The sequence below is a fragment of the Kluyvera fluvialis genome, assembly GCF_059725275.1.
Genome location: NZ_AP046142.1, coordinates 925,797 through 941,012, shown reverse-complemented (window position 1 = coordinate 941,012; position 15,216 = coordinate 925,797). Strand labels below are relative to the sequence as shown.

The 15,216-nt window shown below is 47.3% G+C and carries 13 protein-coding genes and 1 tRNA gene; 1 reads left to right on the top strand and 13 read right to left on the bottom strand.

The genetic code is table 11. The features are described 5' to 3' along the window. Positions 1 to 7 precede the first annotated feature (7 nt). The 11 genes from AC6I4B_RS04555 to actS all read right to left on the bottom strand — a co-directional run bounded on the left by AC6I4B_RS04555 (position 8) and on the right by actS (position 11,633). Entirely contained in the window at positions 8 to 1,354 is a 1,347-nt protein-coding gene (locus tag AC6I4B_RS04555) for an LLM class flavin-dependent oxidoreductase (RefSeq protein ID WP_497769944.1), read from the bottom strand. Between the two features lie 248 nt (positions 1,355 to 1,602). Then, entirely contained in the window at positions 1,603 to 1,875 is a 273-nt protein-coding gene (locus tag AC6I4B_RS04550) for a GNAT family N-acetyltransferase (protein ID WP_497769942.1), read from the bottom strand. An 11-nt stretch (positions 1,876 to 1,886) separates the two neighbouring features. Next, complete coding sequence (gene yjdI, locus AC6I4B_RS04545; protein WP_497769940.1) at positions 1,887 to 2,120, bottom strand: 4Fe-4S mono-cluster protein YjdI; 234 nt, start codon at positions 2,118 to 2,120, stop codon at positions 1,887 to 1,889. 68 nt (positions 2,121 to 2,188) lie between these two features. Further along, on the bottom strand, positions 2,189 to 2,647 hold the full coding sequence (locus AC6I4B_RS04540) for a hypothetical protein (protein WP_497769938.1): 459 nt from the start codon (positions 2,645 to 2,647) through the stop codon (positions 2,189 to 2,191). A gap of 259 nt (positions 2,648 to 2,906) precedes the next feature. Continuing rightward, a complete protein-coding gene (locus AC6I4B_RS04535) occupies positions 2,907 to 3,602 on the bottom strand; it encodes a porin (protein ID WP_497769936.1) in 696 nt (231 codons plus the stop codon). A 1,000-nt stretch (positions 3,603 to 4,602) separates the two neighbouring features. After that, complete coding sequence (locus AC6I4B_RS04530; protein WP_264881265.1) at positions 4,603 to 5,172, bottom strand: recombinase family protein; 570 nt, start codon at positions 5,170 to 5,172, stop codon at positions 4,603 to 4,605. Between the two features lie 981 nt (positions 5,173 to 6,153). Next, the gene (locus AC6I4B_RS04525) at positions 6,154 to 6,864 is read right to left on the bottom strand and encodes a KilA-N domain-containing protein (protein ID WP_064179302.1); all 711 of its coding nucleotides are present in this window, start codon (positions 6,862 to 6,864) and stop codon (positions 6,154 to 6,156) included. Positions 6,865 to 8,377: 1,513 nt separating this feature from the next. Beyond that, positions 8,378 to 8,986, bottom strand: coding sequence for a hypothetical protein (locus AC6I4B_RS04520; RefSeq protein WP_167807344.1), 609 nt, complete (start codon positions 8,984 to 8,986; stop codon positions 8,378 to 8,380). A 31-nt stretch (positions 8,987 to 9,017) separates the two neighbouring features. Continuing rightward, positions 9,018 to 10,451, bottom strand: coding sequence for a site-specific integrase (locus AC6I4B_RS04515; RefSeq protein ID WP_497769933.1), 1,434 nt, complete (start codon positions 10,449 to 10,451; stop codon positions 9,018 to 9,020). A gap of 323 nt (positions 10,452 to 10,774) precedes the next feature. After that, positions 10,775 to 10,848: transfer RNA gene (locus AC6I4B_RS04510), tRNA-Gly, on the bottom strand. A gap of 80 nt (positions 10,849 to 10,928) precedes the next feature. After that, positions 10,929 to 11,633: an amidase activator ActS gene (gene actS, locus AC6I4B_RS04505; protein ID WP_497769931.1), complete on the bottom strand. Its 705-nt coding sequence runs from the start codon at positions 11,631 to 11,633 to the stop codon at positions 10,929 to 10,931. Positions 11,634 to 11,955: 322 nt separating this feature from the next. Between actS and idi the strand changes: the two genes are divergently transcribed. Then, positions 11,956 to 12,510: an isopentenyl-diphosphate Delta-isomerase gene (idi, locus tag AC6I4B_RS04500; protein WP_497769929.1), complete on the top strand. Its 555-nt coding sequence runs from the start codon at positions 11,956 to 11,958 to the stop codon at positions 12,508 to 12,510. A 62-nt stretch (positions 12,511 to 12,572) separates the two neighbouring features. Here the strand turns inward: idi and lysS are convergent, their stop codons facing one another. Then, the gene (gene lysS, locus AC6I4B_RS04495) at positions 12,573 to 14,090 is read right to left on the bottom strand and encodes a lysine--tRNA ligase (protein WP_497769927.1); all 1,518 of its coding nucleotides are present in this window, start codon (positions 14,088 to 14,090) and stop codon (positions 12,573 to 12,575) included. A 9-nt stretch (positions 14,091 to 14,099) separates the two neighbouring features. After that, a protein-coding gene (gene prfB, locus AC6I4B_RS04490) for a peptide chain release factor 2 (protein WP_497769926.1) occupies positions 14,100 to 15,198 on the bottom strand; the annotation gives its coding sequence in 2 pieces (ribosomal slippage) (positions 14,100 to 15,122 and positions 15,124 to 15,198; 1,098 coding nt in all). Positions 15,199 to 15,216: the final 18 nt, after the last annotated feature.

Below are 15,216 nucleotides of genomic sequence, written 5' to 3'. Positions count from 1 at the left end.
CATCTCCTTAGGCCACTTTGGCGTTGCGCACCGCGCTGTAGCGGTTGCTGGCGAACGGCAGCCCCAGATTTTCGCGCAGCGTTTTGCCTTCATACTGCGTGCGGAACAACCCACGTTTTTGCAAGATAGGAACCACCAGCTCGATAAAATCATCCAGCCCGCCCGGCAGCCACGGCGGCAGCACGTTGAAGCCATCCGCCGCACCGTTTTCAAACCACTCTTGCAGCGTATCGGCAACCTGTTCAGCGCTCCCCACGATGGTGAAATGCCCGCGCGCAGTCGCCACCCACTGATACAACTGGCGAATGGTAAATTGATTCTCGTCGGCAATCTGGCGGATCAGTTCAGGCCGTGATTTCATGCCTTCGGTGACCGGCAGCGGCGGTAGCGGGCCGTCCAGGTCGAAATGGGCAAGGTTGATAGCGCCACCGGACAAACCATTGAGCAGCGCAATACCGTCGGCTTCGACGATAAGCGAGGTCAGTTGATGGTATTTCTCCTGCGCTTCTTCTTCGCTGCGACCAATAAACGGCGCGACGCCAGGCATCACCAGCACGTGATCGGGGTTGCGCCCCGCCGCTCTGGCGCGCGTTTTAATGTCGCGATAGAAATCCTGTGCTGTCTCAAGATGCTGATGCGAGGTGAAAATCACTTCGGCAGTTGCCGCCGCCAGCGAGCGCCCGCTTTCAGACTGCCCAGCCTGCACGATAACCGGCTGTCCCTGCGCCGATCGCGGCACATTCAGCGGCCCACGCACTTTAAAGAATTGGCCGACGTGGTCGGTGGTGTGAACTTTCTCCGGGTCAAAAAATTGGCCGCTGGCTTTATCCCGAACAAATGCATCGTCCTCGAAGCTATCCCACAGTTTTTTCACCACTTCGACATGCTCCTGCGCACGCTGGTAGCGGTATTCATGGGGGTGTTGGTGGTCGAGGTTAAAGTTGTGCGCCGCCGCTTCGGTTGCCGTTGTCACCACGTTCCACCCTGCGCGTCCGCCGGAGATTAAATCCAGCGAGGCAAACTTACGCGCCAGATTGTACGGCTCTTCGTAAGTGGTCGAAGCGGTCGCGATAAAACCGATATGTGAGGTGAGCGGAGCCAGCGCAGAAAACAGCGTGACCGGTTCAAAGCCCGCCACTTTTGCCGTACCACCGTCGGTCACGCCAGAAGCAGGAACCGCCAAACCATCGGCAAGAAAGTAGGCGTCGAACAGGCCGCGCTCAGCGGTTTGCGCCAGCCGCTTGTGAAATTCAAAATTGGTTGCGCCATCAGCAGGTTGATTCGGGTGACGCCACGCCGCAATGTGCTGGCCGCCACCGGGAAGGAAAGCACCTAACTTGATTTGTCTGCTCATTCTGGTTTCTCCTGATTCAAAGCCGAAATAGTGGGCTGGAACCAAAGATAGCCAGAATGAGCCGCGATTCTGAAATAACAAATATTGAGTTCGTTATTTACATTTTCGCAATAAGAAATCCAAACCGTTAAAACTTTGCGTTATAACCGCTCCGCTTTGCTCTCCTTTACCAGGGAAGCTGGCGGGGTATTCTGCCGCTGCCAAACGGCAAATGCAGAAGCGGCGCCAGCCGAAACTGGCGCAATAGGTCAGGCACGAATATCGTCGTATTCGCGAGTGTTATCAAACTCATGTTTAGCAAACGGGCACAATGGGATGATTTTGCGCTGCTCCTGGCGCATTTTCTCCACCACTTTAGCCACCAGTAGCTTGCCTACCCCCTGCCCTTTCAGACGGGGATCAACATCCGTGTGTTCAATAATGCTCAGGTGTTCACCCGTGGGTACAAAGACAATTTCCGCGAGCTGATTACCATCAGCGTCGTTCACGTAAAATTTGTTATGCCCTTCCAGAATATCCATGATGCCCTCACTCAGTCATGATGACGGTACTTCAGCGCCCCACTAGGGCAAGTATCGACAACGCGCACAACGGTGGCGACATCGACTTCATCCGGGATAATCCACGGTTTACGCTTCAAATTAAACAACTTGCTGCTGCCACGCACGCAGTTCCCGGAGTGTTGGCAGATATCTGTATTGAAGTAGACATCAACTTTACTTCCGGTATAGACGCGATAACCCGCGTCCAGTAGCTCCTTATCCATGACATTGCCTCTATTTTTTATATAGGTTAGAGACTAATCATAGACCTGAAGACCGTGAAAATCGCTCGTCAATTCACGGTCACTTCATTGCGGATACGGTTCTGGAACTCGGTGGACTGGGCGGTGAATTTTTGCAGTTTATCGGTTAGCTCCGCAATCACCCGCGCGCTGTCGTTTGAACGACCATACACAAAATCGAAATAAACGGTGCAATCAGCCGTTTTGCACAGCTTAATGTAGTCATCCTGCAAATGAGGGAAGTAAATGAAAATCAAGGCTTTGATTTTCGAGTGCAGGTGTGTGTTATCGCCATTGATACTGGCTTGCGTGCTACGATATTCTGCATCCTGTTTTTTCTTTATTTTCGCCAGGAAGAATTTGATGCTGGCCACACGATGCGAATGCCATTCTATTTCCATCGCCAAAAGCTCTTCATATTTTTGCAGCGTCTTCTGGTGTTTTTCTTCCTCTCTTTTTATCTCAAATTCACTCTGCATTTTCTTCTCTATCTTCATTTCAGTGCGCATGATGAGCAACCATCCACCGCCCAGCACAAGAAAACAAACAATGAAAAGCAATAAAATGACAACAGCGCTATCCATATTGGGACCCTTTCGATAGTGTGTAAACGAATGACCCAGAGTAAAAGCGACACAACAATGGTTTATTATTAAATTATTTGAGAGTGAATTATTGTAAATTCGTCACGACGCAAAGAGAGAGGCGCTATCGCATTGATTAGATAGCAAAACCCCGGTCAACTTCACCGGGGTTTCGTGCATTTTTTTAGAAGGAGTACGCCACACCTACGCGCATACGGGTTTGGCGGTCGCTGCGGTCATTTACGCCCACGTTGCCCACTTCACCGTATGGTGCCCAATTCTTATCAATTTTATATGCTACTTTCAGATTATATTCTTGAGAATAAGGTTTATTGTTATTACGCGCATTACCTTCTGAACTACGTGCATATACGTAATTCAGCTCAGTACGCCAATCACCAAATACGTAACCTGCCCACGCATCACCACGGTTTACTTTATCATCATCTTTGTTCGCGTTTGATGGATAGCGGGTATAGTCATAACGGTAACGAGCCGCTACGTAGAAACCATTGTCGAAGCTGTACTGCACTCGTAAGTTTGGCTTATAAATAGAGCGGCTGTCGTTACTTTCAATATTAAAGCCAGGTTGAATGGAGAAGTTTTTATTCGCTTTCCACTGGTAGCTAATCGATTCTTCATGACCATTACCCACAAAGTCGGTATAGGGTTTATCGGTATTATCGCCACCTGATTTCCATTTAGCTTCTACAGAGAAACCAAAGCCATTAGCGAAACGGTGAGATACCGAAACGCGGTCTGCGTTAGTTTTATCTGCCTTGCCACCATCGACAAACTCATGACGTAAATCGACAGTTACTGCGGATGCTGCGAATGAAGCGCCACATAAAGCCATCATGACCAGAGATTTCTTAAACATTCAATGACCCTCAACTGGAACTGTGTTTCATTTTTATGGAATTGCATTTTATTTTTTTAAGATGATTGTTTTAGTGATCAAGATCGTAAAGATTTGTTTCAAAAACGCACAAGTTGAAAGTACGTGACAGGGTTCAAGAAAATAGCTACTGATGTGATTCAAATAAAGATAACGATCACATTAAATATTAATTTACATACTACTTACACAACTTTAATTAGCAGATAAAAACCAATAAAATCAAAAAGATAAGAATAATACAACAGTTTTTATTTGTGCAATGTTAATAATTAACAATATAAATAATTCGATAATTAAGAATTATCTCATCAATTAAATATTTTTATTTTTAGTCAGCCATATCGCGGGATTAACAACGTTTGCGGACAACCGCTAAAGCCGTCAGCATCCTCTGGGGGTTACTTCACGAGGTTTACGATAAGCGCATTACTTGCCGGTAAAAACGATTCGTGGTCGGAGGGATGGTTAAAAGAGAAATGGAATACACTGCGAAATTTGAAAAATAACGGCGAATATCAGTTGTAAGTTATTTCAAAGCAGGGACACGAGCCTGTACCCACTCAAATATGACGTACCAACATACCGGTTATCGTCACTTTGCCCTTGATAAGAAGATGGCATACCTTCCTGAATATCACGCCCCCAGGAATCCCTTTTCGGGGATTCACAAAGCGTCTATACGCATTACGATACAACTGTTGTGTCAAATTCCCTGGAACCAAATACCAGATCAGCCAGAGATGCTTATGTTTGTTGGATTCTATCGGGGGTAAGAGGACTTAGGAAAGATTTTGGAGCGGGCGAAGGGAATCGAACTGACAGTAATTCCAATCGTTAACCATTTAATTCTAAAGCACCGAAGAGTCCCTCGGGTTACATAGGAAGTTACAGCTAATAGACACCTATGGTCAATAAGTTCTGACGTTGAGTTAACAACTGATAGACGACTAAACAGATTGACCAAGGGAGATAGTGAGATTTACTTAGCAACCTCATTACTTAACTCCTTCTTAATTCTGAACACTGTAGCTCTCCCACATCCAGCAAGTTTAGCAATCTGGTCAGCGCTCAAGTCTCCACGGTCCAACAGCTTCACCACCTCAATCCTTAACTGGTCATCCTTCTGACGGCCCTTAAACTTGCCTTGAGCCTTAGCTATCGCCACGCCCTCACTCTGACGCTGCCGAATGAAGGAACGCTCAAGCTCACCTACAGCCCCCAACATGGTAATCATAAAGCGGCTGGTGGGCGTATCATCAAAGATCATCTGGTTATCAATGAATCGAACCGTAACGCCAGAGTCAACAAGGGTCTCAAGGATGGTCAGAAGGTCCTTTGTGTTACGGGCTAAACGGTCCACACTCTTGACCACCACCACATCACCACGACGAACCACCTTGAGTAGCTCCTGTAGTGCTGGACGGTCAGCATTCTTGCCAGATACCTTGTCAATCATCAAGTCATCGCAAAGGCCCTTAAGCGCTTCTACCTGACGTGCTTCGTTCTGGTCCTTGCTGCTCACTCGGATGTAACCGAAAGTCTTGCTCATTATGTCTCTCCCTGCCCTAAGTATCATTTAACTGATACTAACGATACAGTATCATTAGACTTATAACAAACACATTATAATACTCAATACGATACTGCTGGCTAGTCTCAATGGCGTGTACTCAAAAGATACTCAGTAAAAACCCTTAATACACAAGTTGTATACATTGATGTTAATCTTCCCCTCTCTCTTCTCTTTATGAGACCTCAGAAAGCCAATGGGGGAAAATCTGCTATTTAATTTTATTGAATGGGGCCAGAGAAATTTTCGTTGTATTTTAATGACCCAATAAGATTTGATGAGGAGACAAGAAGTGCTGACAAGGACGAATCCCGATGTCTCCATGTGTTGAAGCTATTACGTAACAGTAGGGGGGGGTAATTGATACTTGGTCTGTGAAAATGTGTACTAGTTATTTATCGCTATTATTCCTCGATAGCTTGTACACCCCAAAGGTCATCAAGATGAGAACATAGATGACAACCAGCGCCCATCCGGGCAGGTAGATCACAGAGGCTCCCAGAAGGGCACATATGAAAGCTGATACAACCATCTTGCGCATCCTACCAAGCATCCCTGAGATACCTGTGAGTATCCCTAAGACAACCCTACGGTATCGCATTAGTAGACAGCCTGCGACCACAACCACAATCAGAACGCCACTAGGAGAGAGGCCCTCAATCTGCCACCAGCGCTCAGGCAGCAATAGATCGTTCGTACTCAGTGTACAAGTCTGCTGAAAATGTGTGAATAAAAGAGTTGTACATTTCATAAAGCATTACTCAGTGTCGTACATGTGAGCGCTAAATGGTAACTGAATACTGCACCCCATTTGATCGTTTGTTTCGATCATTATAAAGCTATCGATCGCTGGTGCCTATGAGCGAGCTTATGGGGCAAGTCAAACATGCTCGTTTCATTAAAGCCACCTTGGGGAGAGCCTGATACAAAACTTTCGCCTCAGGTAAATCGTCGTCTAACTTATCGTCTGCTACGGCGCTTAGCGTTACCCTTCATGATTGCTACCTGACGATTAATCTCTGGATGCTGTTCTTTTAACCACTCAAATCCTTTTTCAAGAACCTTCACACCATCATTGTTAAACCGTCCGTCACCTTCTGGTGCTTTCCAGTAGCCATTAATACGGCCCTTTTTGTTGGCAATCCATGACCCCATGTGACGCTTATAGAATGGATTATGCATCAAACCAGATTTAAGCATCCGATTAACGAGGACCGCATTAGGAATACCTGCTTTCTTAATGGCATCCGTAATAGACCAACCACGTGACCGCAATTTGTCGAACTCAACGTTACTAATAGGTTTAATGGTCTGGTTCTGTTTAGCGAGATTAAAGGCTTTAATAACGTTGTCATTACGTAGCTCAATAAATGCATTAATGACGGTCATATAGAACGGGACAGAGATCCACATAGCATACGCAATAGCGGCTTGCTCAGTCGCATAGGTTCCAACCTTATCCACCTTCCGCAAATTTCCGGAAGACAGTAACTCACGAGACACTTTATTGTCCCATTCAGATGGTCGCTGATTCTCATCAAGGCTAAGTGCTTTATGTAACTCATTAAGGTTCCACATGCGGTCCTTGTTGCATTCCCATTTGTACCCGTCAACGATGACCGGGAGTACAACGGAAGTGATAACGCCTGATACATTTTTAACAGTGGTCATGTTGTGACTCCTTCTAATAAAAGCGTCCTCTATAAGTCGCCTCCTGATAAGCCAGCTAGTCCCACAACAAAGGAACCTATCAGGCAAATGGAAGACGCTTATATTAAACGGCTAGCTGTAATTGATAGTGGTCTTGGCGTAGACCATTGATGTAATTCTGTATGTATTCTTTTGATATACTTAACTGCAAGATGTTAATTACGCGGCTATCTAGAAATTGCTGAGGTATCTGACCGCCATGTGCTTTATTAAATGACAGGGATTCATTATTGACAATATACTTACCAGTGAAACGCTCAGTGCTAAAAATTCCTTTTCAGTTTTCTTGTTTTGATATACCAATTCGTGACCTATTGTTTGTATCATCCCTGACTTCTTAAGAAGCTCAAGAAAACGATTACGAGTGATGCCTAAATTCCGAGAGACCTGCTTGAATGACATAATTGAAATGCTCATGGTTTACCTCTCTGTTTCGTTATGGTATTCGGTGAGACCAATAGGGCAGGACCTAGCGTTTACAGCGCTTGAGGATTCAAGGTTATTATGGCTTATTTCATAAAACCAATATTAATTGGGAATAACTGAGGGACATCTAATGCTCAACTTCAGGAATAACTATAAATATTAACATTAGGTATACTTCAAGAACTAAAGGTTATCTATTAACATGTTTTTTTAAAAAATTTATTTTAATACTGGGAGTTATTCTAGAAGATATAACCTAACGGGCTAACTTTGAGTTTCCGCCCTGTATTATTGTTAATTCGTCTATTCAACCTCCCATCTCTGTAGCCCACTTAAGAAGCACATTAGAAACAATGCGCGTGTGGTGTCTGATGTTACCCGCCCTGAAAGGTACGAAGGTTTACGTGAATGTCTGCAACGTTGCCGTGTGACCTGATACAAGCTCGACACTATGAAGGCTGATGGTTTCCAATCAGTCTGCCTTCGGGTCTCGTCTATTGGTTGATGTTGCGTATGGGTGTAGCCGTTTGTTGCTCGCTACTGGTGGGAACCGGAAGTGTCTCGAACATGCTGTCTCGAACGTGTCGCTCTCCTCCCTGAAGTGAGGGTTAATGCAAACGTCGTCGAACATGCTGCTAACGTGCAAAGTTGGCCGTGGCGCATGGATGAATACGAGAGGGCATCTGGTTTAACCTGAACTCTAGCGATATGAGCAATCTATATATCAATACGTGTATGTGAATGAAAAACTTTATGTTGTTCCTATAGATGTCTCTCCCCATAGTGGGTATTAATGTAAATACTCATATAAAACAAGTAGTTAATAAAAAATACAAAAACCACCAAAGATGAATGTTAATTCATAAATATTTACTATATATTCACAAGGAAGGAATCCTGTCAAAGACAGGGTCCCCATAGCTTCTTCAGGCTTATACCTGTTTGCACCTACGATACGCTAGCACTGTATGTCTCTCTATAGTTTAGGATGATAACCCTACTCATTAAAACAATAGATTACATTCACACACCCCAAGAAAATTTTCGGTTAGGAACTGGGCCACATTGATACTCCACTGACACCAAAGGCCAATATCAGCTTTCTACGCTCATCTATCGGGAGGTCACTTTCAAAGGGTCTGTAACCTTTATCAGAAACTTCATAGTCAATATGCTTTGCCATCTCAATGTATTTCCTAAGACGCTCAATCGTTAGTCCTCGAAACTGCTCTGAATTTACAGCAATGACACGGCGTGTAATATCATCTTGTTTATTCAGGTCGCCCGCTAAGAAATTGAAAGTGGAAGTATATGAATCACCATGAGCAATTGCATCTCTTACATCAAGACACTCTTTGACAATTTGGTACGGTCTTGTCCCGATGTAATTATTAATACCACAGAGCATTAATGTATTCTTGTGCATTGTCTTCCGGTCTTCCCTCTGCTTCTTATTGTAATTCGTATCAACTTGTTTCCTGTAAAAGATGAACATTGCTTCAATAGCAAAGGCAGTGAATATGATACCTGTACGGCAATGATGGTCACGTAGCCAATCTTCAGTTGTCATACCTGCTAACCCTAAACACGTTTCAGCAGTAATCATGCATTCATATGATGGCTTATTTTCTTTGCTAACTAAAAACTCTTTGCCCATTACATCCTCTCATTCGAGCATCCATATTCAACTACTGAACAACCGATAGCGCTTCCGATAGTTTTTCTTCCAGTATTTCTACCTCAACCTCTTTAGCGTATCGGTCATAAGTAATTGACCCAGAGCTATGCCCCAGAATCGCCTGAGCATACGCCAATTCGACACCTTGTTGTTTTAACTGAGTCGCAACTGTATGTCTGAATGAATGGAACGCCAATCCGTCACGGTCAGCCACGACCTTAGGCAACAACGTCCGGTTAAACCATTTGCTGACCTGCTCGCCATAACCATTCTTCATTAGCTTCAGACCATCGAACACCATTGCGTCCTCACCTCCAGCGCTTCTACGGGTCTCTACAAGCGCCATAAAGTCAGCCAATGCGAAACCATAGGCTCCATCAACCAGAGGCACACAGCGCTCACTGTACGGGTTCTTGATGCTCTTACCGGGCAGAGTGCTAGCGTCTTCATTGATATGAATATAAGCGGTCCCGTGGCTGATGGTCATCACATCCTTAACCTGAATCTGCGACACCTCATTAAGTCTCGCTCCGGTAATAGCTGCCAGCATAACAACATAATAATGATATGGCTTACCAGACGGCTTCTGAGAGTATTTCTTAGCGGCATCAATAAGTTGGCCTACCTGCGTCGCTGAAAACGCTTTACGGGCTTCTGAGGCCTTTCTTGGTGGCACTTTTAGCTCTAAACCTTCGGTCAGGTTCTTGATTAACAGGTCATTGCGTACAGCCCATTTAAATAAGGCTGCCATCTTCACCAAATATTTGTTGTTAATGGTCACGACATCCATGCACTCATGGGTCTTATCAGTAGTCAGCAGGTCAACCAATGGGGCATCCTTGAAGCGCTGTTTACGGTTCTTCGGTATCTTCTGGAGCACATCACGAACCTCAAGCATGTCCGCTCGGGTAATTGCAGTCAGGTCCGTCAGCCCCAGATAATCGAAAATCTCAATGAGCGTACTGTGTGACGCCTGGTTCTCTTTTAAAGTCGCTGGCTTCCAGTTCTGAACATTCTCCTTTTCGTACTGCTCAACGAGGAATCTTAATGTGACCGCTGGGCGTGGCTCTGCGCTTTCTACCTCCTGCTTAGCCGACTGCCTCACGCCTCCATCAAAGCCATCAATATAATCAATCAGCGGCTGACTGTTCCCTTCTACTCTCGCCATGCAGGCCTTGATTACATCTTGCGCCTCGTTAATGTAACGATGCTGGTCAACGGTTAATGGTTCACTAGCAATAGCGTCAACAAGACTCTCACCGAGTTCTCCATACTGGTCACGGTAAATATCCATCATATCCGGTTCAAAAATATCTGAACGGCCTAACGATAGCTCCATCTCAGCCATCTCTCGAAGATGACCGCGCATGTCTTCATAGGTCAATAATGGGTTATCGGCACGAATGGCCCTGAGTGCTGACTTGATGTGATGATGTTGACGCATAGCAGTTCTCCTGTTCCGTGTCCTGAGTGAGACTGAGGATATTCTGACAGAATTACATTTGGACGTCCAGACGTCTATTGATAGATAAACTTTCAGTCGGCAATAGTAGATTCCATTGCGCTGATAGAGATAGCAGACAGCACGAGTACATAGCTCTTTAGGTGATGATGATGGACATAGCTGGTAATCAGCAACAGAGAGTCCCATGTGTGAATAATTCCCGATGAAGGGTTACACAGAAGGTTACAGTCAGTAACTCTGCAATCAGGCTTTCGCCGTATCGCCAAGGGATTCAATAAGATAGAGGTGATTCAGAAGTGTCATGGAGCGGGCGAAGGGAATCGAACCCTCGTATAGAGCTTGGGAAGCTCTCGTTCTACCATTGAACTACGCCCGCAAAGGTGTGCGAGGAGCATTATAAACGTTACTCCTCTGCTGGCAAGACCTTAGATAGCTAAGTGATGATAAAATAACCACTTAGCATTTTGGTTTACTGCCCTGTGGCGGCAGGTAACGCAGTGGGTCAATCGCCGTCGCGCGGTAGCGAATCTGGAAATGTAGCGCGACGGTGCTCGCATCTGAGCTACCCATTGTGGCAATCTTCTGGCCGATTTTTACGTTCTGCCCATTATTCACCAACAACGTTTCGTTATGAGCGTAGGCGGTGATGTAATCCTCATTATGCTTGATCATCACCAGATTACCGTAGCCGCGCAGCTGATTACCCACATACACCACCTTCCCGGAGCCTGCTGCGTAAATCGGCTGTCCACGGGTTCCGGCGATATCTATGCCCTTATTTCCCCCTTCAGCGGTGGAATAACGCATCACCACTTTACCGCTAGCCGGCCAGCGCCAGCAGCGTTGGCCTACCGGCGGCCAGGAGGATTTCGGTACGGCCGATGACGGAACCACTTTTGCCGTTTGCGTGGCGCGGGGTTTCTTACCGCCGGAAGATTTTGCAGAGCCACTGACTTTCAGCTTCTGACCTACGGCAATGGTATACGGCGGAGAAATACCGTTCATGCGCGCCAAGTCTCTTACGCTGGTGCCCGTCATACGCGAAATGCGCGACAAGGTATCGCCACGTTTCACGGTGTAGACCGAGCCGCTGTAGCTGCCTTCTGAATTGCTGGAGTTACCCGCGCAACCAGACAACAGCAGCCCGATAAACAGGCACATTACCAGGTATAGTGGGGAAGAAGTGGGGCTTCCTGCTCGCAAAACAAATCCTCAGGTCATAAACATTCGGAACATACATAATAACAGGCTCGCGCGGGATGCCAAACCACCCGCGCAGCTAACGCAAAGGGAACGGGTATCCTTCGGCAACCAAATCCATCACCTGCGGCCTTCTCCGCCTTCCCAGAATTGAAGCACGTTATTAACCTGTTACCTAACTTCTTTTGGTAATGCCTTTTTTTCATTTATGGGCTACGCTGATAGGCTGAGTCTATGGCCCGACGGGTTATTGCTGGGTCATCATTCATTTTCAGGAGTTGTCATGGTTGGGGAACATGTCATTTTGCTCGATGAGCACGACAAGCCATCAGGAATAGTAGATAAATATACCGCTCACACGCTCTCTACCCCGTTACACCTCGCTTTTTCATGCTGGTTATTCAATGCTCAAGGCCAGTTCCTGGTGACGCGTCGCTCGCTGAGCAAAGTGGCCTGGCCTGGCGTGTGGACAAACTCCGTTTGCGGGCATCCGCAGCAGGGTGAAACCTTTGAACAAGCCATTGCCCGCCGCTGCCGCTTTGAGTTGGGCGTGGAGATTCGCGACATCACCTCTGTCGCCGCCGATTTCCGCTACCGCGCCGTTGCACCTAACGGCATCGTGGAAAACGAAGTGTGCCCAGTCTATGCTGCCCGCGTGACAAATCAGGTGCAGCCCAATGCTGATGAAGTGATTGAGTATCAATGGTGCGAGCTGGATGAAATGTTGCGTGTGCTGGCGCTAACGCCGTGGGCTTTTAGCCCGTGGATGGTGATGGAAGCCTCTGATGAAAATGCGCGCCAGGCGTTGATAAACTTCGCCCACCTTACTGCACCTTAAAAGCCGAATTTGAGTGATAAAAAAACCCGGCATTGCCGGGTTTTTGCATTTCGCTTACGCGATTATTTTACCGGACGCATCGCTGGGAACAGGATAACGTCACGGATGGTGTGGCTGTTGGTGAACAGCATAACCATACGGTCGATACCAATACCCAGACCCGCAGTCGGTGGCAGACCATGTTCCAGAGCGGTGACATAGTCTTCGTCGTAGAACATCGCTTCGTCATCACCAGCCGCTTTCGCGTTAACCTGATCCTGGAAGCGCTGTGCCTGGTCTTCAGCATCGTTCAGCTCGCTGAAGCCGTTACCGATTTCACGACCACCGATGAAGAACTCGAAACGGTCGGTGATTTCTGGGTTCACGTCATTACGACGCGCCAGCGGAGAAACTTCTGCCGGATATTCGGTGATGAAGGTTGGCTGAATCAGGTGTGCTTCTGCCACTTCGTCGAAGATCTCGGTCACGATACGACCCAGACCCCAGCTTTTCTCAACGTGAATACCGATGCTTTCAGCAATCGCTTTCGCAGAGTCGAAGTTATCCAGGTCAGCCATGTTGGTTTCTGGACGGTATTTCTTAATCGCTTCGCGCATGGTCAGTTTTTCGAACGGCTTGCCGAAATCGAAAATCTGGTCGCCATAAGGCACTTCAGTGTGACCAAGGACAGTCTGCGCCAGCGTACGGAACAGAGATTCGGTCAGTTCGATCAAATCTTTGTAATCCGCATACGCCATGTAGAGTTCCATCATGGTGAACTCAGGGTTATGGCGAACAGAGATACCTTCGTTACGGAAGTTACGGTTGATTTCGAATACGCGTTCGAAGCCGCCAACCACCAGACGTTTCAGGTACAGTTCCGGCGCGATGCGCAGGTACATGTCCATATCCAGTGCGTTGTGATGGGTGATGAACGGACGCGCAGACGCGCCGCCAGGGATCACCTGCATCATTGGGGTTTCGACTTCCATAAAGTTGCGAGCGACCATGAACTGACGAATACCCGCCAGAATCTGGGAACGTACTTTAAAGGTTTTACGGGATTCATCGTTAGAGATGAGATCCAGATAACGCTGACGATAGCGCGCTTCCTGATCTTGCAGGCCGTGGAATTTGTCCGGCAGCGGACGTAATGCTTTGGTCAGCAGACGCAGTTCGGTGCAGTGAATAGACAGCTCGCCGGTCTTGGTTTTGAACAGCTTACCTTTCGCGCCCAGAATATCGCCGAGATCCCATTTCTTGAACTGATCGTTGTACAGACCTTCTGGCAGATCGTCGCGCGCAACGTACAGCTGAATGCGGCCGCCAACGTCTTGCAGGGTAACGAAAGATGCTTTACCCATAATACGGCGAGTCATCATACGACCAGCAACGGATACTTCGATATTCAGCGCTTCCAGCTCTTCGCTGTCCTTGCCATCAAATTCAGCGTGCAGTTGGTCAGAGGTACGATCACGACGGAAATCATTCGGGAACGGGATGCCCTGCTCACGCAGTGCAGCCAGCTTTTCGCGGCGTGCCTTCATTTCGTTGTTAAGATCGACTACCTCGTCAGCGCCTTGTGCGTTTTGTTCAGACATGTTGATTCCTCATAGCCCTGCTTTCAAACTTGCTTCGATAAATTGATCCAGACTACCGTCTAGTACCGCCTGCGTATTGCGGGTTTCAACCCCGGTGCGCAGGTCTTTAATGCGGGAATCGTCCAGGACATAGGAACGAATCTGACTACCCCAGCCAATATCAGACTTAGTGTCTTCCATTGCCTGTTTTTCCGCGTTTTTCTTTTGCATCTCCAGCTCATAAAGCTTCGCTTTCATCTGCTTCATGGCCTGGTCTTTGTTCTTGTGCTGTGAACGGTCGTTCTGGCACTGCGTCACAATCCCGGTCGGGATATGGGTGATACGCACAGCGGATTCAGTACGGTTAACGTGCTGGCCGCCCGCGCCGGAGGCGCGATAAACGTCGATGCGCAGATCGGCGGGATTAATGTCGATATCGATATCATCGTCCACTTCCGGGTACACAAACGCGGAGCTGAACGAAGTGTGGCGACGGCCACCGGAATCGAACGGGCTTTTACGTACCAGGCGGTGAACGCCGGTTTCCGTACGCAGCCAGCCGTAGGCGTAGTCGCCAGAAATTTTGATAGTGACGGATTTGATACCAGCCACTTCACCTTCCGACTCTTCGATGATTTCGGTTTTGAAGCCGCGTGCTTCTGCCCAACGCAGATACATACGCTCCAACATGCTTGCCCAGTCCTGCGCTTCAGTACCGCCAGAACCCGCCTGGATATCGAGATAGCAATCTGCGCTGTCGTATTCACCGGAGAACATACGACGGAACTCCAGCTGCGCCAGTTTTTCTTCCAGCGTATCCAGCTCAGCAACGGCTTCGTTGAAGGTTTCTTCGTCGTCGGCTTCGACAGCCAGCTCCAGCAGCCCGGAAACATCTTCCAGACCCTGCGACATTTGATCGAGTGTTTCGACAATCGCTTCAAGGGAGGAACGTTCTTTACCCAGCGCCTGCGCACGTTCGGGTTCGTTCCATACATCCGGCTGTTCCAGCTCGGCGTTTACTTCTTCCAGACGCTCTTTCTTAGCATCGTAGTCAAAGATACCCCCTAAGAACGTCAGAGCGCTCCGTGAGGTCCTGAATGCGATTATTTACCGGGTTTATTTCAAACATGGTCTATTTTCTTTTAAT

What these genes read in the sequence shown, in the direction of transcription:
- AC6I4B_RS04555 (WP_497769944.1), bottom strand. Translation starts at nt 1,354, where the DNA reads ATGAGCAGACAAATCAAGTTAGGTGCTTTCCTTCCCGGTGGCGGCCAG.
- AC6I4B_RS04550 (WP_497769942.1), bottom strand. Translation starts at nt 1,875, where the DNA reads ATGGATATTCTGGAAGGGCATAACAAATTTTACGTGAACGACGCTGAT.
- yjdI (WP_497769940.1), bottom strand. Translation starts at nt 2,120, where the DNA reads ATGGATAAGGAGCTACTGGACGCGGGTTATCGCGTCTATACCGGAAGT.
- AC6I4B_RS04540 (WP_497769938.1), bottom strand. Translation starts at nt 2,647, where the DNA reads ATGCGCACTGAAATGAAGATAGAGAAGAAAATGCAGAGTGAATTTGAG.
- AC6I4B_RS04535 (WP_497769936.1), bottom strand. Translation starts at nt 3,602, where the DNA reads ATGTTTAAGAAATCTCTGGTCATGATGGCTTTATGTGGCGCTTCATTC.
- AC6I4B_RS04530 (WP_264881265.1), bottom strand. Translation starts at nt 5,172, where the DNA reads ATGAGCAAGACTTTCGGTTACATCCGAGTGAGCAGCAAGGACCAGAAC.
- AC6I4B_RS04525 (WP_064179302.1), bottom strand. Translation starts at nt 6,864, where the DNA reads ATGACCACTGTTAAAAATGTATCAGGCGTTATCACTTCCGTTGTACTC.
- AC6I4B_RS04520 (WP_167807344.1), bottom strand. Translation starts at nt 8,986, where the DNA reads ATGGGCAAAGAGTTTTTAGTTAGCAAAGAAAATAAGCCATCATATGAA.
- AC6I4B_RS04515 (WP_497769933.1), bottom strand. Translation starts at nt 10,451, where the DNA reads ATGCGTCAACATCATCACATCAAGTCAGCACTCAGGGCCATTCGTGCC.
- actS (WP_497769931.1), bottom strand. Translation starts at nt 11,633, where the DNA reads ATGTGCCTGTTTATCGGGCTGCTGTTGTCTGGTTGCGCGGGTAACTCC.
- idi (WP_497769929.1), top strand. Translation starts at nt 11,956, where the DNA reads ATGGTTGGGGAACATGTCATTTTGCTCGATGAGCACGACAAGCCATCA.
- lysS (WP_497769927.1), bottom strand. Translation starts at nt 14,090, where the DNA reads ATGTCTGAACAAAACGCACAAGGCGCTGACGAGGTAGTCGATCTTAAC.